This is a genomic window from Streptomyces sp. NPDC002092 (assembly GCF_053593775.1).
On record NZ_JBSFDG010000008.1, the window covers coordinates 1 to 25,141 of the forward strand.

Sequence of the window (25,141 nt, forward strand, 5' to 3'; positions counted from 1 at the left end):
CTGGATCAAGACCTGGAACGAACAGGCCCGGCCCTTCAAGTGGAGCAAGACCGCAGACCAGATCATTGACCGCATCTGCCGCTACTGCGACAGGATCTCCGGACCGGCTCACTAGAACCCGTGCGGCAGCCAGGGCGCCACCGCCGAGCCGAACGCGAGCGACGCCTCCGCCAGTGCGCCCTGGCGCAGTTCGCGCACCCGGCCGGCCGCCGCCAGCGAGACGAGCGGGACCCCGCCGAGGTACGCCGAGCCCAACTCCCGTACGGACAGGGCGAGATCGGCGGCGTCCGCCGTACGCTCGCACGACGCACCCTTCGAATCGCCGGTCAGCCGCCAACGGCCCTCGTTCCAGGGGCAGAAGGCGTCCTCCACCTCCAGCACCACGTCCACCGGCGCCTGATACGTGCGCGCCTGCAGCGCGGCGCCGACGTCCACCAGCCGTACGTGCAGCGAGTCCCGGACCAGCAGCGAGCAGCGGCGGACGTCGGACACCATGTGCTGCCACGGCTCGTCCAGCGGCCGCCGCCGCGCGTCGATCCTCGACGTCAGGTCGATCTCGGACAGGAACCGCCAGAGCGCCGCGTGCGCCGCCGGGTCCAGTGCCTCCACGTCCTGTGTGACAACCGTCCCCTCGGGGCCGGCGGCCTCCCAGCCCGCCCTGATCCGGAAGCGGGCATACCCGACGACCTCGCCGTCCCGCTCCGCGAGCACGCACTGCAGCGGCGACGCACCGTCCCGCCCGCTCTCCGGGTCGAGCAGCCACAGCCGCTCCCAGCCCGGAATGCGCGCCACCATCCCGGGCCGCCGCGCGACCAGTTGGGCGTACACCGCCTCGCACGCGTCGATCGCGTCGGCCGGCTCGGCGTACCGCAGCCGTACGTCATCGGTACCGGGCGGCACCGACAGCCGTACACGAGTCGTGTCGATGTCGGCGTTGACGTGGTACGTCCCGACGCCGTACCCGAACCGGCCGTAGATCACGGGCTCGGAGGCCGTCAGCACCGCCAGCGGCTCGCCCCAGGACCGTACGTCGTCCAACTGCCGCCGCATCATGGACGTCAGCACCCCGCGCCGCCGGTGCGTCGCGGCCACGGACACCATCGTCACGCCCGCCGCGGGCACCGCGCCCCCGCCGGGCACGGTCAGCCGGAAGGAGAACGCCCCCGCCGTACCCACGCACGCGTCACCGTCCCAGGCGCCTATGGAACGGTCCGTCTCGGTGAGCTCACGAAACAGCGCCCGTTCCTCGGCCGGCTCCGGAATCCCACCGAAGGCGCGGATCAGGTTGTCGTACCACTCGTCCCAGTGTTCCCGGCGCAGTACGCGCAAGTCAGTCCCCATGAACCATGCCTACCAGGGCATTGCGGGACGAGCGAGGGAATTTCGCCTTGGCGGACCCGCTATGGCTTTCTGTGAAGTTCACTGTGAAGTTGAACCTCGGACGGGGGACAAGTGGGACCTCCCGTGCCAAGCAGCTGGTCCGATGGATAGGGTCCCGAACTAATGGCAGCAGGACGAGAGCGGCGCGCAGCAGCCGAGACGTTCACGGCCCGGTTGAAGATGCAGTGGCACCGGGTCCGCGTCGGCCTGCGCAGAAGCGCCGTGGACTACTTCCGGGGGGACGGCTCGGACTGGGTCGCGCTCGCCGGTCTGCTCCTCACCATCCCACTGATCGCCGCCGTCACGCTCGCCAACTCCGTCTGGTGCTCCCCGGCCGTACTGGTCCTGCCGATCGTCGCGGGCGGCCTGCTGCTGCGCCCCGCGAGCCTGCTCGGTCTGTACGCGGCCGCGGCCACGGCACTGATCGTGGAGTCCGTGAAACTGGGGCCCTACACGGAGGGCCCTTCACGTGTCACCCCTGGCGTCGTGCTGGTGGTGGCCGCCTGCGGGTTCTTCGGTCTGCTCATCGCCCAGTTCCGCAGCCGGGTCGGCGTGCCCTGGCGGCGCGGCGGCACCATGCTCTTCGACCTGCGTGAACGCATCCGGGTGCAGAGCAAGCTGCCGCTGCTGCCGGTGGGCTGGCACCGAGAGATGGCGCTGCGTCCGGCGGGCGGCCAGTCCTTCTCGGGCGACTTCGTGGTCGCCGCCCGCACCAACGGCGGCCGCACCCTGGAGGTCGTCCTGACGGACGTCTCCGGGAAGGGCATGGACGCGGGCTCGCGCGCCCTGCTCCTGTCGGGGGCGTTCGGCGGCCTCCTCGGCTCCCTGCCCCCGCACGCGTTCCTCCCGGCGGCCAACGGCTATCTGCTCCGCCAGGACTGGGACGAGGGCTTCGCGACCTCGATCCACCTCGTCCTGGACCTCGACTCCGGCGACTACGAGCTCTACTCCGCGGGTCATCCGCCGGGTCTCCAGCTCAGCGCGGGCAGCGGCCGCTGGGAGGAGAAGGCGGCCGAGGGCCCGCTGCTGGGTGTGTACGACGGTGCGCAGTTCGACCCCGTGAAGGGCTCGCTGCGCCCCGGGGACGTGTTGATGCTGTTCACGGACGGTTTGGTGGAGACCTCCGACCGGGACATCGTCGAAGGCATCGACCGCCTCACGGGCGAGGCCGACCGCTATGTCGCCGGCGGCTTCCACGGCGCCGCCTGGCACCTCATCGAGGCGGTCGCGAAGGACGTCAACGACGACCGCGCACTCCTGCTGATCTGCCGGGAGGGCCCGACGGCGACCTCCCAGCCACCGACACCGGGCTGAGCCGATGACCGAAACCCCTGGAGGGCCGATGACCCTCGGCGAAGTCGAAGCCACCGCCCGCGCCGCCCACGAAGGCCAGACGGACAAGGCGGGACGCCCCTACACCGAGCACCTCCACGCGGTCGCCGAGGGGGTACGCACACGAGGCGGCGACGAGGACCAGATAGCGGCAGCCTGGCTCCACGACGCCGTGGAGGACGACGCCCTCTCCGAACAATGGCTGAACGAGGCCCCCCTGACCTCCCGCACAAAGAACATCGTCCTGGCGGTCACGAAGCGCCCGGGGGAGGCACCACAGGAGTACGCGTCCCGGATCCTCGCGACACCGGGCGCCCTGCTGGTGAAGGAGGCGGACCTGGCCCACAACGCGGATCCGGCCCGCTTGGCCCGCCTCACCGACGAGGCAACCCGCACAAGACTGACCGAGAAGTACGCAAGAATGCGCGCACTCCTCGGCCTGCCTCAGCAGTAGCGCCCCAAAGGGGCGCGGGGCTGCATCGATCTGCGGCTCCGCCGCGTGGGCGCGATCAACCACGACGAACCCGCAGACGCCAGACGACATACCGTGGCAGATCCTCAGGCGCCGGCCATCTCGCGCTTCCGCGCAGTCTCCCGCCCCCGGGCACTGTCTGCCGCATCCGGCCGGAAGGCCCACCTCATCTCGGGCTCCATCACGCCCTTGAACACCCGCCGCACCGGCGAAGTGCACAACAACGTGACGGCCCCGGCAAACACCACCGTCACCAAGATCTCCCCCAACGGCCGGTGCAGCCACTTCGGCTCGAACCAGCCGTAGAACTCCCCGGCCTTCACCAGGAATCCGTGCAGCAGATAGCCGTAGAGCGTGCCGGCACCGAGCGCCGTGAACCATGTCTTCCGGCGCGGCACCCAGGCGAAGAAGCAGGCGGTCAGCAGCAGCGAGCAGCCGAACATGGCGAGCACCATGACCGGTCCGGTCCACCACGGTGCGCCCAACTCCTGGGCGGAGTCCCGGTGGTAGAACCAGGCGGTGTTCATCCGCGGCACCGCCCACCAGCCGACGGCCAGCGCGGTCGCGAAGACCGGCACCGCCAGGATCCGCATCTTCCGCGTGCGCACCATCTGGAAGTGCTCCGGCTTCATGTACAGGCCCAGCACGAAGTACGGCAGGAACTGCAGCACGCGCTGGAGGTCGAGGTCGTTGCCGATCTCCGGCGAGACCGACCCGAACATCGCGATGCCGAGCGCGACGGGCAGCGGCCACCGCAGGGTCTTCCACAGCGGGGTGGTCAGCCGCCAGATGAACAGTGCGACCAGGAACCAGGTGAGGTACCAGGGGTCGAGCAGACTGACCGTCATGCTCGGGTCGTGGTCGCCGTAGCGCTTGAAGAGGGTGTACGCGGTCTCGAAGACGACGTACGGCACGAGGACGCCGGTGATCAGTCGTCTGACGCGGTCGGGGCGCATGTCGAAACTGCGCGAGAAGTAGCCGGAGATGATGATGAACGCCGGCATGTGGAAGCTGTACACGACCGTGTACGCGGCCTCCAGGATGCGGCTGTCCCCCTTCAGCGGCTCCCAGGAGTGGCCCATGGCCACCAGCAGGATCGCCAGGTACTTCGCGTTGTCGAAGAACGAGTCGCGTTGTTTGCCGGGCTTGGGGGGATTGTTCTGCTGGTTCTGTGGTGAGCGCGGACTCGGCACTCCCGACGCCGGCGACTGTGCCGGAGGGAGCGGCGCCCTGTTCTGGCCGTGCGGGTGCAACGAGTTCGTCACAGACCTACCCCCCGGAAAACGGGGGAGACGATCCCGGACCTCGCTACGCATGCGGGGGACGAGGCAGCGTGAAACATCTGAGGCACCCTAGCGTCGTCTGTGGGTTTTCGTAAAACTCCCCAGGTGGTTCCTGCCAATTGGCTTCGAATGCCTGCGACTAAGGGAAGTTGAACCTCGTGAAGGTGACGGTCAGCACACCACTAGGTGTCCTGATTGTCATGACTCGTCCCGACTGAACGGGGCATATGCCCAGGGAGCGACTCCAGTGGAATGTCTGCTTCATTGGCCTTTCGAGGGGCCCGCGTTGGCAACTGTGCTAACCCCGTGACAACAATTCGAAATACCTGCGGACGCGTTGTGTGGACATGGAAACGATCTCGCTGAATTCCCTGTGCGGGTGCCCCGTCGAATTGCTGTGCGAGCAACGGGCGTTGGGGCTCTCGAACGTGCCGCGCCCGCATGGCCGAGGCAAAGGTCCGGCACAGGTGTCACCGACGATGCCTCACCTGCCGCATACGGGGGCCCTGTTGGTGGCACGATGGTTCTGGCGGGGGTGCGCGGGGCTGGCACCCCCGGGCCGGGAGAGCGGACCGACCGAGGGTGTGATCAGTTGTGGCCATTTCACTGTCAGTGGTGCTGCTGTTGGCGATCATCCTGGTGGTGTTGATCAGGGGAGGCTCGATCAAGGCCGGCCCGGCGATCGTCGCGGTGCTCTTCGGCTTCTTCCTGGCATCGACCGGCATGGCTCCGTCGATCAACCGGTTCCTGAACTCGATAGCGGAGACCATCAACTCGATCAGCTTCTGATCCGGGCAGATGCTCCGCTCGCCGGGGCGCGGAGGCCGCTGTGCCGCGCCCCTGGATGATCACGCCCCACGCGCCGGACGTCTCGGGGTTCGAAACGACCAGGGCCGGGCCGGAGGAAGATCCTCCGACCCGGCCCTGATGCGTAGAGAGCGGGCGACGGGAATCGAACCCGCGTAGCTAGTTTGGAAGACTAGGGCTCTACCATTGAGCTACGCCCGCACAGTACGCGCCGCAGGTCGGGTGACCGCGGCACAGAAGGCATCGTAGCGGGTCCGGCCCGCTCGGCGCACACTCCGTAAATGCGGCGGCCGCGCTGTCTGCGGGCATGTACCCTACGTGTCGCACCTGACGGGGTGTGGCGCAGCTTGGTAGCGCGTCCGCTTTGGGAGCGGAAGGCCGTGGGTTCAAATCCCGCCACCCCGACCACTGACCGGTCAACACCGGTCACCCCGGGCGATCACCACGCATGATCGCCTTTGGGGCGTTCAGCCGCTGCGGTTACTATGCAAGCTGCGCGCCCGTGTGTCTCATCCGCCGGAATATCCACTGGACCACCACTGGAGATCCTTCGGACGTCCTCCGGGCGGCGAAATCCGCCGGACCAGTCTGGCTCCGGCAGAAACCAAGAAGTCAGCCACAAGGAGACCGAACCGTGAAGAGCGCCGTGGAGACCCTGAACCCGACCCGGGTTCGGCTCACTGTCGAGGTGCCCTTCGAGGAGCTCAAGGACAGCCTCGACGCGGCGTACAAGAAGATCAACCAGCAGGTCACGGTGAAGGGCTTCCGGAAGGGCAAGATCCCGGCGCGCGTCATCGACCAGCGGTTCGGCCGCGGTGCGGTCCTGGAGGAGGCGGTCAACGACGCGCTTCCGAAGTTCTACACCGAGGCGGTCAACGAGGCCGAGCTGAACGTCCTCGGCCAGCCCGAGGTCGACATCACGGAGCTGAAGGACGGCGAGACGCTGAACTTCACCGCCGAGGTCGACGTCCGTCCCGCCCTCGAGATCCCGGACTACTCCGGCATCGAGGTCGAGGTCGACGCCGTCGAGGTCACCGACGAGGACGTCGACAAGTCGGTCGAGCAGCTCCGCGAGCGCTTCGCCTCGACCTCCCCGGTCGAGCGCGCCGCCGAGGACGGCGACGTCGTCACCATCGACCTGGAGGCCAAGGTCGAGGGCGAGGTGCTGGAGGACGGCGTCGCCAACGGCGTCTCCTACACCATCGGCTCCGGCGAGCTGCTCGACGGCATCGACGACGCCGTGAAGGGCCTGGAGGCCGGTGGCGAGGCCACCTTCACCTCCGAGCTCAAGGGCGGCTCCGCGGCCGGCAAGGAGGCCGAGGTCACCGTCAAGGTCACCCAGGTCGCCGCTCGCGAACTGCCCGAGCTGGACGACGAGTTCGCGCAGCTCGCCTCCGAGTTCGACACCCTGGAGGAGCTGAAGGCGGACAGCCGCAAGCGCCTCGAGAACATGAAGCAGTACGACCAGGCCACGCAGGCCCAGGAGCGCGTCCTGGAGAAGCTGCTCGAGCTGGTCGAGGTCCCGGTCCCCGAGAAGCTGCTCGAGGACGAGATCAACACCCGTAAGCACAACCTCGAGCACCACCAGCTCGGCCAGATGGGCCTCGACCTCGAGAAGTACCTCGAGATCCAGGGCAAGACGGTCGAGGAGTTCGAGGCCGAGACCAAGGAAGCCGCGGTCAAGGGCATCAAGACCCAGTTCGTCCTCGACGAGCTGGTCAAGCAGGAGAAGCTCAACGTCAACCAGGAGGAGCTCACCGAGCACCTCATGCGGCGTGCGGCCTCCTCCGGCATGTCCCCCGACCAGTTCGCCCAGGCCGTCGTCGAGGGCGGCCAGGTTCCGCTCCTGGTCGGCGAGGTCGCCCGCGGCAAGGCCCTGGCGGTCGTCGTCGAGGCCGCCACGGTCAAGGACACCAACGGCGAGGTCATCGACCTGGACGACGAGGACGAGGTCGAGACGGCCGCCGAGGTCGCCGCCGAGGCCACGGAGGCCGACGCCACCGAGGCCGACGAGGAGAAGACCGAGGGCTGACGACGCCCACGGCGCTGCGAGACGTCGTATGAAGGGCCCTGGGGAGACGTTCCCCGGGGCCCTTCTGGCTTGGGGCGGGAGCGCCCTCAAGGGGCGCGGGGAACTGCGCGAACAGCCCCCACTACCCCGCAGTGACCGACGAACGGAAAGTACCCACGACGCTACGCCCCCGGCGAACACCCCCCTCCGCGGGATTCCCCGAAGGGACCCGCGCGTTAGGGTCCATGAATATGGGGGCAGGGAACTCCGCGCAACCGCCGGAGGCCCCCGCAGGGAAACGTGAGACGGCCCGGCGCCGTCGTAAGACGAGCAGGTGGATACGTGACGAATCTGATGCCCTCCGCCGCCGGCGAGCCCTCCATCGGCGGTGGCCTCGGCGACCATGTCTACAACCGACTGCTCAACGAGCGGATCATCTTCCTCGGCCAGCCGGTCGACGACGACATCGCGAACAAGATCACCGCGCAGCTGTTGCTCCTTGCCGCAGACCCGGACAAGGACATCTACATGTACATCAACAGCCCGGGCGGCTCGATCACGGCCGGCATGGCGATCTACGACACCATGCAGTACATCAAGAACGACGTGGTGACCATCGCCATGGGCCTCGCGGCCTCCATGGGCCAGTTCCTGCTCAGCGCGGGCACCCCCGGCAAGCGCTTCGCGCTGCCGAACGCCGAGATCCTGATCCACCAGCCCTCCGCCGGCCTGGCCGGCTCGGCCTCCGACATCAAGATCCACGCGGAGCGGCTGCTGCACACCAAGAAGCGCATGGCCGAGCTCACGGCCTTCCACACCGGCCAGTCGGTCGAGCAGATCACCCGCGATTCGGACCGCGACCGCTGGTTCGACGCCGACGAGGCCAAGGAGTACGGCCTCATCGACGACGTCATCCCCACGGCCGCCGGTATGCCGGGCGGCGGCGGTACCGGGGCCTGAGCCCCGCCGCGGGGCCCCTGGGGCCCCGCACAGCCCCCAGCCGACCGCCTCAGCTCCTAGGAGACAGACAGTGAACGACTTCCCCGGCAGCGGCCTGTTCGACCGCTCACGCGCCGAGTACACGGGCCCCACGGCGGAGTCCCGTTACGTCATCCCGCGCTTCGTCGAGCGCACCTCGCAGGGCATCCGCGAGTACGACCCGTACGCGAAGCTCTTCGAGGAGCGCGTGATCTTCCTGGGCGTCCAGATCGACGACGCCTCGGCCAACGACGTCATGGCGCAGCTGCTGTGCCTGGAGTCGATGGACCCCGACCGGGACATCTCGGTCTACATCAACAGCCCCGGTGGCTCCTTCACCGCGCTGACCGCGATCTACGACACGATGCAGTTCGTGAAGCCGGACATCCAGACGGTCTGCATGGGCCAGGCGGCCTCCGCCGCCGCCATCCTGCTGGCCGCCGGTACGCCCGGCAAGCGCATGGCGCTGCCGAACGCCCGTGTGCTGATCCACCAGCCCTACAGCGAGACGGGCCGCGGCCAGGTCTCCGACCTGGAGATCGCCGCGAACGAGATCCTGCGGATGCGCTCGCAGCTGGAGGAGATGCTCGCCAAGCACTCCACCACGCCGATCGAGAAGATCCGCGAGGACATCGAGCGCGACAAGATCCTCACGGCCGAGGAGGCGCTCTCGTACGGCCTGATCGACCAGATCATCTCCACCCGGAAGATGAACAACGCGGCCGTCCGCTAGTCGGAGGCTGTATCGTCTGCCGCCCCTTGGCACGGTAAGTGCGCTTTGACACGCTGCACGTCAAAGTGAACCGAGCCAAGGGGGGCCCGAACGGGGGGCCCGGCAAGGTACCGTCGGATTAAGGCAGCACCAGGAGCCGCTGGATCTAGGCGTCTCCCAGGCGAAGGGGAAGCACACCGTGGCACGCATCGGTGACGGCGGCGATCTGCTCAAGTGCTCGTTCTGCGGCAAGAGCCAGAAGCAGGTCAAGAAGCTCATCGCAGGGCCTGGTGTGTACATCTGCGACGAGTGCATCGACCTCTGCAACGAGATCATCGAGGAAGAGCTCGCCGAGACGAGCGAGGTGCGCTGGGAGGAACTTCCCAAGCCGCGCGAGATCTACGAGTTCCTCGAGGGCTACGTCGTCGGCCAGGAGCCGGCGAAGAAGGCTCTCTCGGTGGCGGTCTACAACCACTACAAGCGCGTCCAGGCCGGCGAGAACGGCGGCGCCAACGGTCGCGACGACGCGATCGAGCTGGCGAAGTCCAACATCCTGCTGCTCGGGCCCACGGGCTCGGGCAAGACCCTCCTGGCCCAGACCCTGGCCCGCATGCTGAACGTGCCGTTCGCCATCGCCGACGCCACGGCGCTGACGGAGGCCGGCTATGTCGGCGAGGACGTCGAGAACATCCTGCTCAAGCTGATCCAGGCGGCCGACTACGACGTCAAGAAGGCCGAGACCGGGATCATCTACATCGACGAGATCGACAAGGTCGCGAGGAAGAGTGAAAACCCTTCCATCACGCGCGACGTGTCGGGCGAGGGCGTCCAGCAGGCCCTGCTGAAGATCCTGGAGGGCACGACCGCTTCCGTGCCCCCGCAGGGCGGCCGCAAGCACCCGCACCAGGAGTTCATCCAGATCGACACGACGAACGTCCTGTTCATCGTGGGCGGCGCCTTCGCGGGCCTGGAGAAGATCATCGAGTCCCGGGCGGGCGCGAAGGGCATCGGCTTCGGCGCGACGATCCGCTCCAAGCGGGAGCTGGAGGCGAAGGACCAGTTCGAGGACGTCATGCCCGAGGACCTGGTCAAGTTCGGCATGATCCCCGAGTTCATCGGCCGCCTCCCGGTCATCACCTCGGTCCACAACCTGGACCGCGAGGCCCTGCTCCAGATCCTGGTCGAGCCGCGTAACGCCCTGGTGAAGCAGTACCAGCGGCTGTTCGAACTCGACGGTGTGGAACTGGACTTCGAGCGCGAGGCCCTGGAGGCCATCGCCGACCAGGCCATCCTCCGCCAGACCGGCGCGCGAGGCCTCCGGGCCATCATGGAAGAGGTCCTGATGTCGGTCATGTACGAGGTCCCGTCCCGCAAGGACGTCGCCCGCGTGGTCGTCACGGCGGACGTCGTCCATTCGAACGTGAACCCGACGCTGATTCCGCGGGATGCGCGGGGCCGCGGACCCGGGGAGCAGAAGACGGCGTAACCGCCACGCACACCCGACAGGTGCCCGGCGCTTTCAGCAGCGTCGGGCACCTTTTTCGTGATCCCGGATCCCCGGCCGCAGCAAGTGCCTTGGCCGTGCCGGGAGTTGTGCGCAAGGTGAAGGGGCGCTCCGGTCTGGTCGGGGCGCCCCTTCGTCAACTGCGGGTGCGGTCAGGCCTTGACGCGTACGTCGTTGCGGAGCTTTGCCGCGAGGGCGGCCGCGTCGTCGATCGAAGCCCCGCCGCCGGCGGCGAGGTCGGCCATGCTGAAGGACGTGACCACCGCGACGGTGCTGTGGTCACCCCAGATGCACATCGGCATCTTGATGGTCTTCGCGGAACCGGCGCCCGTGCTCGACGCGCCGCCGTCGAGCTCGATGACCTGACATTTCATGACGCCGTTCGAGAAACCGGAGGGCGTGACCGCCTGCGGGCTGCCTACCAGCTTCCCCTTGGTTCCGCTGCTGCTCTGGTCCTTCTCGGACTCCGACTTGACCTTGGCGAACATGGCGTCGACGACGGCCTCGGGGTCGTCGATGGTGCCGTACACACCACTGAAGGACAGGTTCTTCACGCTGAGGCCCGTGCCGCTCTTGTACCCAGCGCTGACGTCCTTGGCGTTCTGCACGCCCCACTTCTGGAAGTCGGCCTTGTCCTCGCTGGTCATCTGACCGGCGGAGTCGGCACTCTGGGACTTCGTGTACTCGCCGCTGATCACGGTCGCCGGCGCCGTCAGCTTGTGCGCACCGTCGTCCGAGACGCTGCCGCTGCCCCCGCCCGCCTTGCCGAGCACGAGGTACACCCCGACACCGATGGCCGCCACGACCGCCACCGCGCCGATGATCAGGGCCGCCTTCTTGCCGCCGCCACCGCCGGGCGCCGGCGGCTGCGGGACGCCGTAGGGCTGCTGGCCGTACGGGTCCTGGCCGTAGGGAGGCTGCTGCTGCGGGTAGCCGTAGCCGGGCTGGGGCGGGGGAGCCTGCTGCGGGTAGCCGTAACCCGGCTGGGGCTGGGGCGGAGGGGCCTGCTGGGGGTAGCCGTAGCCGGGCTGGGCCGGGGGAGCCTGCGGCGGCTGCTGGCCGTAGGGGCCCGGCTGGCCGTACGGTCCGGGCTGCTGGGGCTGCCCGCCGTACGGGCCCGGCTGGTTGTGACTCATTACTGGGTTCCCCTCCAGATGCTTATATGTCCCCGACATCCTGGCGCAGACCGGGAGCGCGCGTCCCGTCGGGGGGCGCACCATCACAGAACAAACGCGTTTCGGGACACCCCCGTGACACCCCTAAACTGACCCCGTGACCGAGAACGCTCAGCAGCAGCCACCAGCGCCCGACACCGAACTGCCGACCCAGTACGCGCCGGCCGACGTAGAGGGGCCGCTGTACGAGCGCTGGGTGGAGCGCGGTTACTTCGAGGCTGACGCGAAGAGCGACAAGCCGCCGTACACCATCGTCATCCCGCCGCCGAACGTCACCGGCAGCCTGCACCTCGGGCACGCCTTCGAGCACACCCTCATCGATGCGCTGACCCGTCGTAAGCGCATGCAGGGGTTCGAGACGCTCTGGCAGCCCGGCATGGACCACGCCGGCATCGCCACCCAGAACGTCGTCGAGAGGGAGCTGGGCAAGGAGGGCAAGTCCCGCCACGACCTCGGCCGTGAGGCCTTCGTCGACCGCGTCTGGCAGTGGAAGGCCGAGTCCGGCGGACAGATCTCCGGGCAGATGCGGCGCCTGGGCGATGGTGTCGCCTGGTCGCGTGAGCGGTTCACGATGGACGAGGGGCTCTCCCAGGCCGTCCAGACCATCTTCAAGCGCCTCTACGACGACGAGCTGATCTACCGCGCCGAGCGCATCATCAACTGGTGCCCGCGCTGTCTGACCGCGATCTCCGACATCGAGGTCGAGTACCAGGACGACGACGGCGAGCTGGTCTCCCTCAAGTACGGCGAGGGGGAGGAGACGCTGGTCGTTGCCACCACCCGCGCCGAGACCATGCTCGGTGACACGGCCGTCGCCGTTCACCCCGAGGACGAGCGGTACAAGCACCTCGTCGGCAAGCAGATCAAGCTCCCGCTGACCGACCGCACCATCCCGGTCGTCGCGGACGAGCACGTCGACCCGGAGTTCGGCACCGGCGCCGTCAAGGTCACCCCGGCCCACGACCCGAACGACTTCGAGATCGGCCAGCGCCACAACCTCCCGGCCATCACGGTCATGGACGAGCACGCCGTGATCACCGTCCACGGCCCCTTCCAGGGCCTGGACCGCTTCGAGGCCCGCTCGGCGATCGTCGCCGCGCTGCGCGCCGAGGGCCGGATCGTCGCCGAGAAGCGGCCCTACGTCCACTCGGTCGGCCACTGCTCGCGCTGCAAGACCACCATCGAGCCGCGGCTGTCCATGCAGTGGTGGGTCAAGGTCGGCCCGCTCGCCAAGGCCGCCGGTGACGCGGTCCGCGAGGGCAAGGTCAAGATCCACCCGCAGGAGATGGAGAAGCGGTACTTCGACTGGGTCGACAACCTCCACGACTGGTGCATCTCGCGGCAGTTGTGGTGGGGTCACCGCATCCCGGTCTGGTACGGCCCTCAGGGCGAGGTCGTCTGCGTCGGACCGGACGAGCAGCCGCCGAGCGGCGAAGGGTGGCGTCAGGACACCGACGTCCTCGACACCTGGTTCTCCTCCGGCCTGTGGCCCTTCTCCACGCTCGGCTGGCCCGAACAGACCGAGTCGCTCGCGAAGTTCTACCCGAACTCCGTCCTGGTCACCGGCTACGACATCCTCTTCTTCTGGGTCGCCCGGATGATGATGTTCGGCCTGTACGCGATGGACGGCACCCCGCCGTTCCACACCATCGCCCTGCACGGCATGGTCCGCGACCAGTTCGGCAAGAAGATGTCGAAGTCCTTCGGCAATGCGGTCAACCCGCTGGACTGGATGGACAAGTACGGCAGCGACGCCCTCCGGTTCACCCTCGCCCGCGGCGCCAACCCCGGCGTCGACGTCCCGATCGGCGAGGACTGGGTCCAGGGCTCCCGCAACTTCGCCAACAAGATCTGGAACGCCACGCGCTTCGCGCTGATGAACGGCGCGACCGTTCAGGGCCCGCTGCCGGACGCCTCGAAGATGTCCGCGACCGACCGCTGGATCCTCTCCCGGCTCAACTCCGTCGTCGCCGAAGTCGACGCGCTCTACGAGGACTTCCAGTTCGCGAAGCTCTCGGACGCGCTGTTCCACTTCGCTTGGGACGAGGTCTTCGACTGGTACGTCGAGCTGTCCAAGACCACGTTCATCGCGGGCGGCGAGCCGGCCGAGGTCAGCAAGCGGGTCCTCGGTGAGGTCCTCGACGTCACCCTCAAGCTTCTGCACCCGGTCGTCCCCTTCGTCACGGAGACGCTCTGGACCACCCTCACGGGCGGTGAGTCGGTCGTCATCGCCGAGTGGCCGAGCGACAGCGGCTTCCGCGACAAGGCGGCGGAGCAGGAGATCGAGACCCTGCAGTCCGTCATCACCGAGGTCCGCCGCTTCCGCGCCGACCAGGGTCTGCAGCCGGGTCAGCGGGTTCCGGCCCGGCTGAACCTGGACGGCACGGCGCTGGCTCCGCACGAGGCGGCCATCCGCCAGCTGCTGCGTCTGCAGCCGGAGGGCGAGGACTTCACGGCCACGGCGACCCTGCCGGTCGGCGGCGCCGAGGTCGCCCTCGACCTGTCCGGCACGATCGACGTGGCGGCGGAGCGCAAGCGCCTCGCGAAGGACTTGGCCAACGCTGAGAAGGAGAAGGCCCAGGCCACCGCCAAGCTCGGCAACGAGGCGTTCCTGGCGAAGGCGCCGGACAACGTGGTGGACAAGATCCGCGGGCGCCTGGCCAAGGCGGACGAGGACATCGCACGGATCCAGGCCCAGCTGGACCGGCTGCCGGAGGCGTAGCTTTTCTTACGTCTGTGAAGGCCCCGGACCTCTTGGTTCCGGGGCCTTCGGTTGCTGTGGGGGCGGGGCCGCTCGCCCGCGCTTGCGGGGTGCCGCCCGCGCCCACCCGTGCCGCCCCAGGCGGCACGACTGCCCGCGGGCTGCGTACGTAGACTGACCCCGTGAGTGACAGCGACCCCTTCGACGACATCGTCGCCGCCGAGACCGACCGCGACCCCGACCTCGCGATCATCGAGGCCGGCAGCCGCACCCTGCGCACCCAGGGCGGCGCGCCGGAGGCAGATGTGCCCGCGCGGCCGGAAGACCCCGAGGTCGACAAGGCCCTGCGCGAGGTCGAGGCGGAGCTAGCCACCCGCTGGGGCGAGACCAAGCTCGAGCCCTCGGTCAGCCGTATCGCCGCGCTGATGGACGTCCTGGGCGAGCCGCAGCGCTCGTACCCCTCGATCCACATCACCGGCACCAACGGCAAGACCTCCACCGCCCGCATGATCGAGGCCCTCCTCGGCGCCTTCGAACTGCGCACCGGCCGGTACACCTCCCCGCACGTCCAGTCGATCACCGAGCGCATCAGCCTGGACGGCGCCCCGATCTCGGCCGAGCGCTTCATCGAGACGTACAACGACATCAAGCCGTACGTCGAGATGGTCGACGGACAGCAGGAGTACCGGCTGTCCTTCTTCGAGGTGCTCACGGGCATGGCGTACGCGGCCTTCGCGGACGCGCCCGTCGATGTCGCCGTGGTGGAAGTGGGGATGGGCGGCTCCTGGGACGCGACCAATGTCATCGACGGGGACGTCGCCGTCGTCACCCCCATCGACCTCGACCACACCGACCGCCTCGGTGAGACGCCCGGCGCGATCGCCACCGAGAAGGCCGGCATCATCAAGCAGGACGCGACGGTCATCCTGGCCCAACAGCCGGTGGACGCGGCCCAGGTGCTGTTGAAGAAGGCCGTCGACGTCGACGCCACCGTGGCCCGCGAGGGCCTGGAGTTCGGGGTCGTGTCACGTCAGGTCGCGGTCGGCGGACAGCTGCTCACCCTGCGCGGCCTCGGCGGCGAGTACGACGAGGTGTACCTCCCGCTCCACGGCCCCTACCAGGCGCACAACGCGGCCGTCGCGCTCGCCGCCGTCGAGGCGTTCTTCGGGGTCGGTTCGCAGCGGCCCGAGCCGCTCGACATCGACACCGTCCGCAAGGCCTTCGCGGCCGTCTCCTCGCCGGGGCGGCTCGAAGTCGTACGGCGGTCCCCGACCGTGGTCCTCGACGCGGCCCACAACCCGGCCGGCGCCCGCGCGACCGCCGAGGCGGTCGGCGAGGCCTTCGACTTCAGCCGGCTCATCGGAGTCGTCGGGGCGAGCGGCGACAAGAACGTACGGGGAGTGCTGGAGGCCTTCGAGCCGATCTTCGCCGAGGTCGTCGTCACGCAGAACTCCAGCCATCGCGCGATGGACGCCGACGAGCTCGCCGCGATCGCCGTGGAGGTGTTCGGCGACGAGCGCGTCCAGGTGGAACCACGACTGCCGGACGCCCTGGAGGCCGCGATCACGCTGGCCGAGGAGGAGGGCGAGTTCGCGGGCGGCGGCGTGCTCGTGACCGGCTCCGTCATCACCGTCGGCGAGGCCCGGCTGCTGCTGGGAAGGGGCTGACCACTCGTGCGTACGCTCTGTGCCTCGACCCTGATCGGCGAGTTCTTCGTGATCGGCTTCGCCGGACTCGTCGCCATGAAGGACCCCGCCCTCGCCACGTCGACGGTGTGGACGGTCAGCGGCATCGCGATGTTCCTGTGCGTGGCGCTGTGCGGTGTGGTGACGCGTCCGGGCGGCATCGCCCTCGGCTGGGCCCTGCAGGCCGCCCTCGTCGCCTCCGGCTTCGTCGTCCCCACGATGTTCTTCCTCGGCGTGGTCTTCGCCGCCCTGTGGTGGGCCTCGGTGCACTACGGAAGGAAGATCGACGAGGCGAAGGCCCGGTTCGCCGCCGCAGAGACAGGCTCGACGGGCTCCTCCACACCTGACGCTGTGTAACAGGGGCCCGGACACGCCCTGTAATCTTCGAACACCCCCGCACCACCTTTGATCCTCCGCACAACCCTTGATCTTCAATAGGAGCCCGCAGTGACCCAGCGCACCCTCGTCCTGCTCAAGCCCGACGCGGTCCGCCGTGGCCTGACCGGCGAGATCATCAGCCGTATCGAGCGCAAGGCCGGCTGGCAGATCACCGCGCTGGAGCTGCGCACGCTGGACCAGGAGACCCTGGAGCAGCACTACGGCGAGCACAAGGGCAAGCCCTTCTACGAGCCGCTGGTGGAGTTCATGGCCTCCGGTCCGGTCGTCGCGCTGATCGTGGAGGGCGAGCGGGTCATCGAGGGGCTGCGCGCGCTGGCCGGCCCGACCGACCCGATCGCCGCCGCCCCCGGCTCCATCCGCGGCGACTACGGCGTGATCGTCCGCGAGAACCTGATCCACGCCTCCGACTCCGAGGAGTCCGCCGAGCGCGAGGTGAAGATCTTTTTCCCCGGCCGCGGTTGAGCGACAAACCTATGAATTTTTGAGTGACCGTCAGGTCGCTCACCCGTCTGACCTGGGGCGGCCGAGGGTTTCCGGCCGTCCTCTGGCATATGCGTGCCGATCGGGGGAACGAGTGCCCCCGATGGGCCGTCTCCACAAGCGAGGCGACACTTCATCTGCTGACAATGGCGAAGACCCTCGCGCAGTGTTCGTGCAGGCGCGTCTACGATGGAAGCCTTCACGTCACAGCACCCACTTCGCCGACCTGAAAAGCCCTCAAAAGCTCCCAGGAAGGCCAGACGAATCCTGATGGGGAACTCAATGTCGTTCATCGGCCGTGACATGGCTGTCGACCTCGGGACCGCCAACACGCTGGTGTACGTCAGGGGACGCGGGATCGTACTCAACGAGCCTTCCGTCGTCGCGATCAACACCAACACGGGTGGCATCCTCGCGGTCGGCGCCGAGGCGAAGAAGATGATCGGTCGGACCCCTGGCAACATCGTTGCCGTGCGACCGCTGAAGGACGGCGTCATCGCCGACTTCGAGATCACCGAGCGGATGCTCCGTTACTTCATCCTGAAGATCCACAAGCGACGGTATCTCGCGCGGCCGCGTGTCGTCGTCTGTGTGCCCTCCGGCATCACGGGCGTCGAGCGCCGCGCCGTGATCGAGGCGTCCTCGCAGGCCGGTGCTCGTCAGGTGCACATCATCGAGGAGCCCATGGCGGCGGCCATCGGCTCCGGCCTCCCGGTCCACGAGGCCACGGGCAACATGGTGGTGGACATCGGCGGCGGCACCACGGAGGTCGCGGTCATCTCGCTCGGCGGCATCGTCACCGCCCAGTCCATCCGCGTCGCGGGCGACGAACTGGACAACGCGATCATCCAGCACATCAAGAAGGAGTACTCGCTCCTCCTCGGTGAGCGGACGGCCGAGCAGATCAAGATCACGATCGGTTCGGCGTACGACCTCGATGACGACCAGCACACCGAGATCCGCGGCCGGGACCTCGTCTCCGGCCTGCCCAAGACCGTCGTCATCTCCGCCGCCGAAGTGCGCAAGGCGATCGAGGAGCCGGTCAACGCCATCGTGGACGCCGTCAAGACGACCCTCGACAAGTGCCCGCCGGAGCTGTCCGGCGACATCATGGACCGGGGGATCGTGCTGACGGGCGGCGGCGCGCTGCTGAAGGGACTCGACGAGCGGCTGCGCCGGGAGACCGGGATGCCGATCCACATCGCCGAGGACCCGCTGGACAGCGTGGCGCTCGGCTCGGGCAAGTGCGTCGAGGAGTTCGAGGCGCTCCAGCAGGTGCTGGACGCCCAGCCGCGCAGATGACGGCAACTCTTCGATTCCGCCGTACGGGACGATCTCCTCTCGTACGGCGGATCGTTGATATAGAGGCAGTTGATAGACAGGCATAAGCTCGCCCATAAGCCTCTGCCCGCTGGAAATGCCCAGCTGAACTGAACACCTGAACCTCTGCACATTCCTATGAGGAAGGCACGGCCGCCGCACGTGAGGGACACACGAGAGAGCCGGCTGCTCCTGGTGCTGCTGATCGCCATCGCGTTCGCGCTGATCACGGTGGACATCCGTGGCGGGGAGGACTCGCCGGTCGACGGTGCCCGCCAGGTCGCGGCCACCGTGTTCGGCCCGATCGAGGACGGCGTGTCGTCGGCGGTCGACCCGGTCGGCAACGCCGTCTCAGCGGTCCGTGACTCGGGCACCCGGCACGACCGGCTCGCCCGTCTGGAGACGGAGAACGCCACCCTCAAGGCGAAACTCGGCAGTGACGACCGCAACCGCAGCCGCCTGGCGCAGCTCGACAAGATGCTGAAGGTCTCCGCCGAGGGCCAGTACGGCATCAAGGGCGCCCAGGTCATCGCCATAGGAGCGGCCCAGGGCTTCTCCTGGACGATCACCATCGACGTCGGCGCCAACGACGGCATCAAGCGGGACATGACCGTGCTGAACGGCGACGGCCTGGTCGGACGGGTCACCAACGTCGGCCCCGACGCCTCCACCGTCCTGCTCGCCAACGACCCGGACTTCACCGTCGGCACCCGTATGGAGGGCAGCGACGAGCTCGGCTTCGCCACCGGGCAGGGCGACCGCCCGCTGCGGGTGGAACTGCTCAACTCCAAGGCGGACGTGAAGAAGGGCGACCGCCTGGTCACTTTCGGCTCCGAGGCCGACAAGCCCTTCGTACCGGGCGTCCCGGTCGGCGTGGTCTCCCGCGTCGACCCGTCCGGCGGCAACCTGACCCGCACCCTCTATGTCACGCCGTTCGTCAGCTTCTCCAAGCTCGACATCGTCGGCGTCGTCGTGGAGACCCCGAAGAAGGACCCGCGCGACACGGTGCTCCCCGACAAACCCCAGCCGACGCCCACACCGACGGTCACCGTCACGGTCACTCCGTCCGCGACCGCGTCGCCCGGCCAGACCCCGTAGCAGTAGGAGCTGAATCCCCATGCGCGTCAACCGGATCCTGCTCTCCTCGGCCCTGGTCGTCGTAGCCCTGGTGGTCCAGGTGAGCGTCCTCGCCCGGCTCCATCTGCCGGGCGCCGTCCCCGACTTGCTGCTGCTGACCGTGCTGGGCCTGGCCCTGGTCTACGGCCATGTCGGCGGCGCCCTCGTCGGCTTCGGCGCGGGCCTGCTCGCCGATCTGGCCCCGCCCGCCGACCACGCCGCAGGCCGTTACGCCCTGGTGCTGTGCGTCATCGGCTACCTCGCCGGGCTGGCCAGACCGGAGAACGGGCGGCTGAAGTCGGCCACCGGCCCCATGCTCGTCGTGGTCGCCGCCGCCATCGGCTCGACCCTGCTGTACGCCGGGGTCGGCGCCCTCGTCGGCGACACCGCAGCCCGCCATGTCGGCCTCCTCAGCCTGATGTTCTCGGCGGCCCTGTACGACCTGCTGCTCGCCCCCTTCGTGGTGCCCGGGATCATGGCCCTGGCCCGGCGCGCGGACAACGACCCGCTCGCCGAGGCCGCCTCCCCGTCGAAGAAGGCCACCGACATCACCTCGGGATGGATCTCCGCCGGCACGGGCCTCAAACTCGGCGGCCAGCGCGGCGGACTCGGCGCCCTGAAGACCAGGGCCCGTACCCGCACCACCCGCGTGGGCCGCATCAAGGGGGTCAAGCGGCTGTGAGCAGGCGGGAGCTGGCGGCGGGCGGCATTCACAGCTCCGTCGTATATGACACGTACACACACTGAGAGGGGGAGGCAGCCGCAGTGACCAACATTCCCGAGACCGGACGGACCCCAAGGGTCCAGATCCGGCTCGTCGTCATCCAGATCCTGGTCCTCTCCCTGCTCGGCACCCTCGGCGGCCGGCTGTGGTACCTGCAGATCCGCGAGGGCGCCCAGTACCAGAAGGAGGCGTCCGGCAACCACGTCCAGCAGGTCGTCGACCCCGCCGTACGCGGCTCGATCCTGGACGCCCGCGGTGTGGCGCTCGCCGACAACGAGACCCGGCTCGTGGTCTCCGCCTCCCGCACCGACCTGCTGAAGATGAAGGACGACGGCAAGGCGGTCCTCACCAAGCTGGCCGGGGTCCTGGGCATGAAGCCCAAGGAGGTCATGCAGCGGGTGAGGCTGTGCGACGCCAAGACGCCCCAGCCCTGCTGGAACGGCTCGCCCTTCCAGCCGATCCCCATCACCGACGAGGCCACGCCCCGCCAGGCCATGCAGATCCGCGAGCGCTCCGAGGACTTCCCCGGCATCACCGCGGAGCCCGAGGCGCTGCGCCGCTACCCCGGCCCCGGCAAGTCCAACACCGCCCAGGTCCTCGGCTATCTCTCGCCCGTCACCGACGAGGAGATCCAGAAGGCCAAGGACACCAACTCGCCGTATCTCCGCTCCGACCAGGTCGGCCGCTCCGGACTGGAACGCCAGTACGACAAGGAACTGCGCGGCAAGGCCGGCGTCACCCGCTACGAGGTCGACAACCTCGGCCGGGTCATCGGCAAGGCCAAGTCCGATCCCGCCCAGGCCGGTTCGAGCCTCGTCACCAGCATCGACTCCCGCGTCCAGCGGGTCGCCGAGTACGAGCTGGACAACGCCATGAAGATCGCCCGCACCCAGTACGACAAGGTCACGGGCGAGAAGTACAAGGCCGACTCCGGTGCCGTCGTCGTGATGGAGGCCAAGACCGGCCGTATCGTCGCCATGGCGTCCGCACCGACGTACGACCCGAACGTGTGGGTCGGCGGCATCTCCGCCAAGGACTACAAGCAGCTCACCGGCAAGGACTCCGACTACCCGCTGCTCAACCGGGCCATACAGGGTCAGTCCGCGCCGGGTTCGACCTTCAAGGTGGTCTCCACGGCCGCCGCGGTCCAGGCCGGCTACGCATGGGACGGCGGCTACCCCTGCACCAGCTCGTACTCGGTGGGCGGCCAGGTCTTCAAGAACTTCGAGGGCGAGAGCTTCGGCCCCATCTCGCTGGGCCGGGCCCTGGAGGTCTCCTGCGACACGGTCTTCTACGGTCTCGCCGACCGCGAGTGGAAGAAGGACGGCGGCATCAACCCGAAGAAGGGGGAGCCCAAGGACTACTTCTACAAGACCGCCCACCAGTTCGGCCTCGGCAAGCAGACCGGCATCGACCTCCCGAACGAGGTCACCGGGCGCGTCCCCGACCGCCAGTGGAAGGAGGACTACTGGAAGGCCAACAAGGACGCCTGGTGCAAGAGCGGCAAGAAGGGCGGCACCTACGTCCAGAGGATCGAGTACGAGGGCTGCCTCGAGGGCTTCAAGATGCGCGAGGGCGACTCGATCAACTACTCCATCGGCCAGGGTGACACCCTCCTCACCCCGATCCAGGAGGCCATGATCTACGGGGCCCTCGCCAACGGCGGCACCGAGCACGTCCCGACCATCGGCAAGGCGATCGTCAGCGCCGACGGCAGGACGGTCAAGGAGATCCAGCCCCGGGTCCTGCGCAAGCTCCCGATCAGCGAGGCCACGCACGAGGGCATCGACAAGGCCCTCGCGGGCGTCATCACCAGCGGTACCGCCGCCTGGAAGTTCAAGGGCTGGCCGCAGGACAAGATCACGCTGCACGCCAAGACCGGTACCGCGGAGGTCTACGGCAAGCAGACCACCTCATGGCTCGCCACGTACTCCAAGGACTACTCGGTCGTCATGACGATCGCCCAGGCCGGTACGGGTTCCGGCGCCTCCGGTGAGGCCGTCCGCAGCATCTACAGCGCCCTCTACGGCGTCCAGCCCGACGGCTCGATCGACAACAAGAAGGCACTGCTGCCCAGCCCGCAGAAGGGCCTGCCCAAGGTCAAGACGGACGGCACGATCGCCGCGCCGAAGGTCCCCAAGGACCCGGCCAAGGAACTCCACGCCAACGACAACGCCAGCCCGTCCCCGGGCGCCGGTCAGCCCGCGGCAACCACGCCCTCGCCCACGTCCACCAACCGGACCACCCGCAGGCGGCCGCGCAGGCGGGGAAGCCGGAGGATGCTCACATGACCGGTGCAGGCAGCTTCTCCGTCCCCGGATACGGCCCGCGGCGAGCGGGCTGGACCCGGATCTTCGCCCGTGACTCGGTGTCCCGCCGACTGGACTGGCCGATGCTGCTGGCGGCCCTGGCGCTCTCGGGGATCGGCTCGCTGCTCGTCTACTCGGCGACCCGCAACCGCACCGAGATCAACCAGGGCGACCAGTACTACTTCCTCATCCGGCACATCATGAACACCGGCATCGGGTTCGCCCTGATGGCCGGCACGATCTGGCTCGGCCACCGAACCCTGCGCACCGCCGTCCCGATCCTGTACGGCGCCTCGGTGTTCCTGATCCTGCTGGTGCTCACCCCGCTCGGCGCGACCATCAACGGCAGCCGCAACTGGATCGTCTTCGGCGGCGGCTTCTCCCTGCAGCCCGCCGAGTTCGTGAAGATCACGATCATCCTCGGGATGGCGATGATGCTGGCGGCGCGGGTCGACGCGGGCGACAAGAAGTACCCCGACCACCGCACCGTCCTGCAGTCCCTGGGGCTGGCCGCCGTACCGATCCTGATCGTGCTGCTCATGCCCGACCTCGGCACCGTCCTGGTCCTGGTGACGATCATCCTGGGTGTGCTGCTCGCCTCCGGCGCCTCCAACCGCTGGGTCTTCGGCCTGATCACGGCAGGTGTCATCGGCTGCATCGCCATCTGGCAGCTGCACATCCTGGACGAGTACCAGATCAACCGCTTCGCGGCCTTCGCCAACCCGAGCCTCGACCCGGCGGGCGTCGGCTACAACACCAACCAGGCGCGCATCGCGATCGGTTCGGGCGGTCTGACCGGCGCGGGCCTCTTCCACGGCTCGCAGACCACCGGCCAGTTCGTGCCCGAGCAGCAGACGGACTTCGTCTTCACGGTCGCGGGGGAGGAGCTGGGCTTCGTCGGCGCGGGACTGATCATCTTCCTCCTCGGCGTGGTGCTGTGGCGCGCCTGCCGGATCGCCCGCGACTCGACGGAGCTGTACGGCACGATCGTCGCCGCCGGGATCGTCGCCTGGTTCGCCTTCCAGACCTTCGAGAACATCGGCATGACCCTCGGCATCATGCCGGTCACGGGCCTGCCGCTGCCCTTTGTGTCGTACGGCGGCTCGTCGATGTTCGCGGTGTGGATGGCGGTGGGGCTGCTGCAGTCGATCAGGGTGCAGCGGCCGATGTCGGCGTAGGTCTTCGGCGGTGGCGCCCCTCTGTCGTACCAGTTCCGCAGCAACTAGATTCGGTTCATGGCGGACACAAAGCGGGAGATCGAGCGGAAGTACGAGTCCGACGACAGCGGCCTGCCCGACCTGACCGGCGTCGCCGGTGTCGACGCGGTGATCGACAAGGGGGTCGCGCACCTGGACGCCACCTACTACGACACCTCCGACGAACGCCTCGCCGCGGCCGCGATCACCCTGCGCCGCCGCACCGGCGGCTCCGACGCGGGCTGGCACCTGAAGTTCCCGGTCGCCCCCGGTGTCCGCGACGAGATCCAGGCCCCGCTCTCCGACACCGTCCCGCGCAGCCTCGCCGGCCTGGTCCGCTCCCGGGTCCGTGACGCCGAGCTGCTGCCCGTGGTCCGGCTGCGCTCCGACCGGGACCTCCGTGACCTGGTCGACGCCGGGGGCCGGGTGCTCGCCGAGGTCAGCGTGGACGCCGTACGCGCCGAACGGCTCACCGGCGACGGCGGCTCGGCCCAGTGGACCGAGCTGGAGGTGGAGCTCGCCGACGGCGGCGACCCCGCCTTCCTCGACAAGGTCGACAAGCGGCTGCGCAAGGCGGGCGTACGACCCTCCGCGTCGGCGTCGAAGCTGGCCCGGGCCCTCGCGGAGACCGCTCCGAAGAAGAAGCGCAGGAAGAAGCAGCAGCAGGCGGCGACACCGCCGGTGACGGCCGGCGACCACGTCCTCGCCTACGTCCGCGAGCAGCGCGACGCCCTCGTCGAACTCGACCCGGCCGTACGGCAGGACGTGTACGACTCCGTGCACCGCATGCGCGTCGCGACCCGCCGGATGCGCAGCGCCTTCCGCTCGTACGGCAAGGTCCTGGACCGCGGCGTCACCGACCCCATCGGCGCGGAACTGAAGTGGCTGGCCGGCGAGCTCGGCGTGGACCGGGACCGGGAGGTGCTCACCGAGCGCCTCGCGGCGGCCCTGGACGAGCTGCCCAGGACGCTGCTCTCCGGCCCGATCCGCACCCGGCTGCGCACCTGGATGAACGCCCGCCGCGGCGGATCGCGCCGCCGTCTGACCGGCGTCCTGGACTCCCGGCGCTATCTGAAGCTGCTCGACGGCCTGGATGCGCTGCTCGCGGAGCCGCCGCTGCTGAAGGCGGCCGCCGGGAAGCCGGAGAAGGTGATCGCCAAGGCGGTACGGAAGGACTTCGGACGGCTGTCCGACCTGGTGGAACAGGCCATCGCCCTGGAGCCCGGCCACGACCGCGACCTCGCCCTGCACGAGGCCCGCAAGGAGGCCAAGCGGACGCGGTACGCGGCGGAGGCCGCCGCCCCGGCCCTCGGCGGCCCGGCAACCGAGCTTTCCCGGTCGATGAAGTCCCTGCAGAACCTGCTCGGCGACCATCAGGACAGCTTCATGACCCGCCAGACCCTGCGCGAGCTGTCCGCCGTGGCCCATGCGGCGGGGGAGAGCTCGTTCACGTACGGGGTGCTCTACGGGCGCGAGGAGGCGCGCGCCACGGCCGTGGAACTGCAGCTGCCGGGGGTGTGGCGGGAGGCCAAGGACGGGATGCAGGTCTGAGCGGTC

Annotated in this window: 20 protein-coding genes and 2 tRNA genes; 18 read left to right on the forward strand and 4 right to left on the reverse strand. The window is 68.8% G+C overall.

Annotated features, from left to right (window positions below; translation table 11 throughout):
- Nucleotides 1-111 precede the first annotated feature (111 nt).
- A complete protein-coding gene (locus ACWCRD_RS19315) occupies nt 112-1,341 on the reverse strand; it encodes a GNAT family N-acetyltransferase (RefSeq protein WP_450967030.1) in 1,230 nt (409 codons plus the stop codon).
- Nucleotides 1,342-1,503: 162 nt separating this feature from the next.
- On the opposite strand from ACWCRD_RS19315, the gene ACWCRD_RS19320 reads away from it, so the two are divergent.
- Together ACWCRD_RS19320 and ACWCRD_RS19325 are read left to right on the forward strand one after the other, a co-directional pair.
- Nucleotides 1,504-2,694, forward strand: coding sequence for a PP2C family protein-serine/threonine phosphatase (locus ACWCRD_RS19320; protein WP_450967031.1), 1,191 nt, complete (start codon nt 1,504-1,506; stop codon nt 2,692-2,694).
- Between the two features lie 28 nt (nt 2,695-2,722).
- Nucleotides 2,723-3,166, forward strand: a complete 444-nt coding sequence (locus tag ACWCRD_RS19325) for an HD domain-containing protein (RefSeq protein ID WP_450967032.1) — start codon at nt 2,723-2,725, stop codon at nt 3,164-3,166.
- Between the two features lie 104 nt (nt 3,167-3,270).
- Here ACWCRD_RS19325 and ACWCRD_RS19330 read toward each other — a convergent pair whose 3' ends face one another.
- Nucleotides 3,271-4,449, reverse strand: a complete 1,179-nt coding sequence (locus ACWCRD_RS19330; RefSeq protein ID WP_450967033.1) for an acyltransferase family protein — start codon at nt 4,447-4,449, stop codon at nt 3,271-3,273.
- 612 nt (nt 4,450-5,061) lie between these two features.
- On the opposite strand from ACWCRD_RS19330, the gene ACWCRD_RS19335 reads away from it, so the two are divergent.
- Nucleotides 5,062-5,256, forward strand: a complete 195-nt coding sequence (locus ACWCRD_RS19335) for a hypothetical protein (protein ID WP_016435177.1) — start codon at nt 5,062-5,064, stop codon at nt 5,254-5,256.
- A 148-nt stretch (nt 5,257-5,404) separates the two neighbouring features.
- On the opposite strand, the gene ACWCRD_RS19340 is transcribed toward ACWCRD_RS19335, so the two are convergent.
- Nucleotides 5,405-5,475 (reverse strand) — tRNA-Gly (locus ACWCRD_RS19340).
- 130 nt (nt 5,476-5,605) lie between these two features.
- Here ACWCRD_RS19340 and ACWCRD_RS19345 point away from each other — a divergent pair.
- From ACWCRD_RS19345 to clpX, 5 genes are all read left to right on the forward strand, one after another.
- A tRNA-Pro gene (locus tag ACWCRD_RS19345) sits at nt 5,606-5,682 on the forward strand.
- A 226-nt stretch (nt 5,683-5,908) separates the two neighbouring features.
- Complete coding sequence (tig, locus tag ACWCRD_RS19350) at nt 5,909-7,306, forward strand: trigger factor (RefSeq protein ID WP_450967034.1); 1,398 nt, start codon at nt 5,909-5,911, stop codon at nt 7,304-7,306.
- 333 nt (nt 7,307-7,639) lie between these two features.
- Nucleotides 7,640-8,245: an ATP-dependent Clp protease proteolytic subunit gene (locus ACWCRD_RS19355; protein ID WP_344402975.1), complete on the forward strand. Its 606-nt coding sequence runs from the start codon at nt 7,640-7,642 to the stop codon at nt 8,243-8,245.
- 70 nt (nt 8,246-8,315) lie between these two features.
- Nucleotides 8,316-8,996, forward strand: coding sequence for an ATP-dependent Clp protease proteolytic subunit (locus ACWCRD_RS19360; RefSeq protein ID WP_450967035.1), 681 nt, complete (start codon nt 8,316-8,318; stop codon nt 8,994-8,996).
- Nucleotides 8,997-9,174: 178 nt separating this feature from the next.
- Nucleotides 9,175-10,461, forward strand: a complete 1,287-nt coding sequence (clpX, locus tag ACWCRD_RS19365; RefSeq protein ID WP_351471003.1) for an ATP-dependent Clp protease ATP-binding subunit ClpX — start codon at nt 9,175-9,177, stop codon at nt 10,459-10,461.
- A 170-nt stretch (nt 10,462-10,631) separates the two neighbouring features.
- On the opposite strand, the gene ACWCRD_RS19370 is transcribed toward clpX, so the two are convergent.
- A complete protein-coding gene (locus ACWCRD_RS19370) occupies nt 10,632-11,615 on the reverse strand; it encodes a hypothetical protein (protein WP_450967036.1) in 984 nt (327 codons plus the stop codon).
- Between the two features lie 136 nt (nt 11,616-11,751).
- On the opposite strand from ACWCRD_RS19370, the gene ACWCRD_RS19375 reads away from it, so the two are divergent.
- The 10 genes from ACWCRD_RS19375 to ACWCRD_RS19420 all read left to right on the forward strand — a co-directional run bounded on the left by ACWCRD_RS19375 (nt 11,752) and on the right by ACWCRD_RS19420 (nt 25,135).
- Complete coding sequence (locus ACWCRD_RS19375; RefSeq protein WP_450967037.1) at nt 11,752-14,376, forward strand: valine--tRNA ligase; 2,625 nt, start codon at nt 11,752-11,754, stop codon at nt 14,374-14,376.
- A gap of 161 nt (nt 14,377-14,537) precedes the next feature.
- Entirely contained in the window at nt 14,538-16,022 is a 1,485-nt protein-coding gene (gene folC, locus ACWCRD_RS19380; protein WP_450967038.1) for a bifunctional tetrahydrofolate synthase/dihydrofolate synthase, read from the forward strand.
- Nucleotides 16,023-16,028: 6 nt separating this feature from the next.
- A complete protein-coding gene (locus tag ACWCRD_RS19385) occupies nt 16,029-16,397 on the forward strand; it encodes a DUF4233 domain-containing protein (RefSeq protein ID WP_450967039.1) in 369 nt (122 codons plus the stop codon).
- Between the two features lie 90 nt (nt 16,398-16,487).
- Nucleotides 16,488-16,901: a nucleoside-diphosphate kinase gene (gene ndk, locus ACWCRD_RS19390; protein WP_030934323.1), complete on the forward strand. Its 414-nt coding sequence runs from the start codon at nt 16,488-16,490 to the stop codon at nt 16,899-16,901.
- 300 nt (nt 16,902-17,201) lie between these two features.
- The gene (locus ACWCRD_RS19395; RefSeq protein ID WP_030934321.1) at nt 17,202-18,221 is read left to right on the forward strand and encodes a rod shape-determining protein; all 1,020 of its coding nucleotides are present in this window, start codon (nt 17,202-17,204) and stop codon (nt 18,219-18,221) included.
- A 180-nt stretch (nt 18,222-18,401) separates the two neighbouring features.
- Nucleotides 18,402-19,337 (forward strand): rod shape-determining protein MreC, encoded by a 936-nt coding sequence (gene mreC, locus ACWCRD_RS19400; protein ID WP_450967040.1) that lies wholly within the window; start codon nt 18,402-18,404, stop codon nt 19,335-19,337.
- Between the two features lie 19 nt (nt 19,338-19,356).
- Complete coding sequence (gene mreD / locus ACWCRD_RS19405; RefSeq protein ID WP_450967041.1) at nt 19,357-20,037, forward strand: rod shape-determining protein MreD; 681 nt, start codon at nt 19,357-19,359, stop codon at nt 20,035-20,037.
- Between the two features lie 83 nt (nt 20,038-20,120).
- Nucleotides 20,121-22,370, forward strand: coding sequence for a penicillin-binding protein 2 (mrdA, locus tag ACWCRD_RS19410; protein ID WP_450967042.1), 2,250 nt, complete (start codon nt 20,121-20,123; stop codon nt 22,368-22,370).
- Nucleotides 22,367-23,566 (forward strand): rod shape-determining protein RodA, encoded by a 1,200-nt coding sequence (gene rodA / locus ACWCRD_RS19415; RefSeq protein WP_450967043.1) that lies wholly within the window; start codon nt 22,367-22,369, stop codon nt 23,564-23,566. The genes mrdA and rodA overlap by 4 nt, the downstream gene beginning before the upstream one ends.
- Nucleotides 23,567-23,623: 57 nt before the next feature.
- Complete coding sequence (locus ACWCRD_RS19420) at nt 23,624-25,135, forward strand: CYTH and CHAD domain-containing protein (RefSeq protein WP_450967044.1); 1,512 nt, start codon at nt 23,624-23,626, stop codon at nt 25,133-25,135.
- Nucleotides 25,136-25,141: the final 6 nt, after the last annotated feature.

Excerpts from the sequence above, each read along its gene's own strand:
- ACWCRD_RS19355 (WP_344402975.1), top strand. The coding sequence starts at position 7,640 with ATGCCCTCCGCCGCCGGCGAGCCCTCCATCGGCGGTGGCCTCGGCGAC.
- ACWCRD_RS19420 (WP_450967044.1), top strand. The coding sequence starts at position 23,624 with ATGGCGGACACAAAGCGGGAGATCGAGCGGAAGTACGAGTCCGACGAC.
- ACWCRD_RS19315 (WP_450967030.1), bottom strand. The coding sequence starts at position 1,341 with ATGGGGACTGACTTGCGCGTACTGCGCCGGGAACACTGGGACGAGTGG.
- mreD (WP_450967041.1), top strand. The coding sequence starts at position 19,357 with ATGCGCGTCAACCGGATCCTGCTCTCCTCGGCCCTGGTCGTCGTAGCC.
- ACWCRD_RS19370 (WP_450967036.1), bottom strand. The coding sequence starts at position 11,615 with ATGAGTCACAACCAGCCGGGCCCGTACGGCGGGCAGCCCCAGCAGCCC.
- ACWCRD_RS19320 (WP_450967031.1), top strand. The coding sequence starts at position 1,504 with ATGGCAGCAGGACGAGAGCGGCGCGCAGCAGCCGAGACGTTCACGGCC.
- ACWCRD_RS19325 (WP_450967032.1), top strand. The coding sequence starts at position 2,723 with ATGACCCTCGGCGAAGTCGAAGCCACCGCCCGCGCCGCCCACGAAGGC.
- ACWCRD_RS19395 (WP_030934321.1), top strand. The coding sequence starts at position 17,202 with ATGTCGTTCATCGGCCGTGACATGGCTGTCGACCTCGGGACCGCCAAC.
- rodA (WP_450967043.1), top strand. The coding sequence starts at position 22,367 with ATGACCGGTGCAGGCAGCTTCTCCGTCCCCGGATACGGCCCGCGGCGA.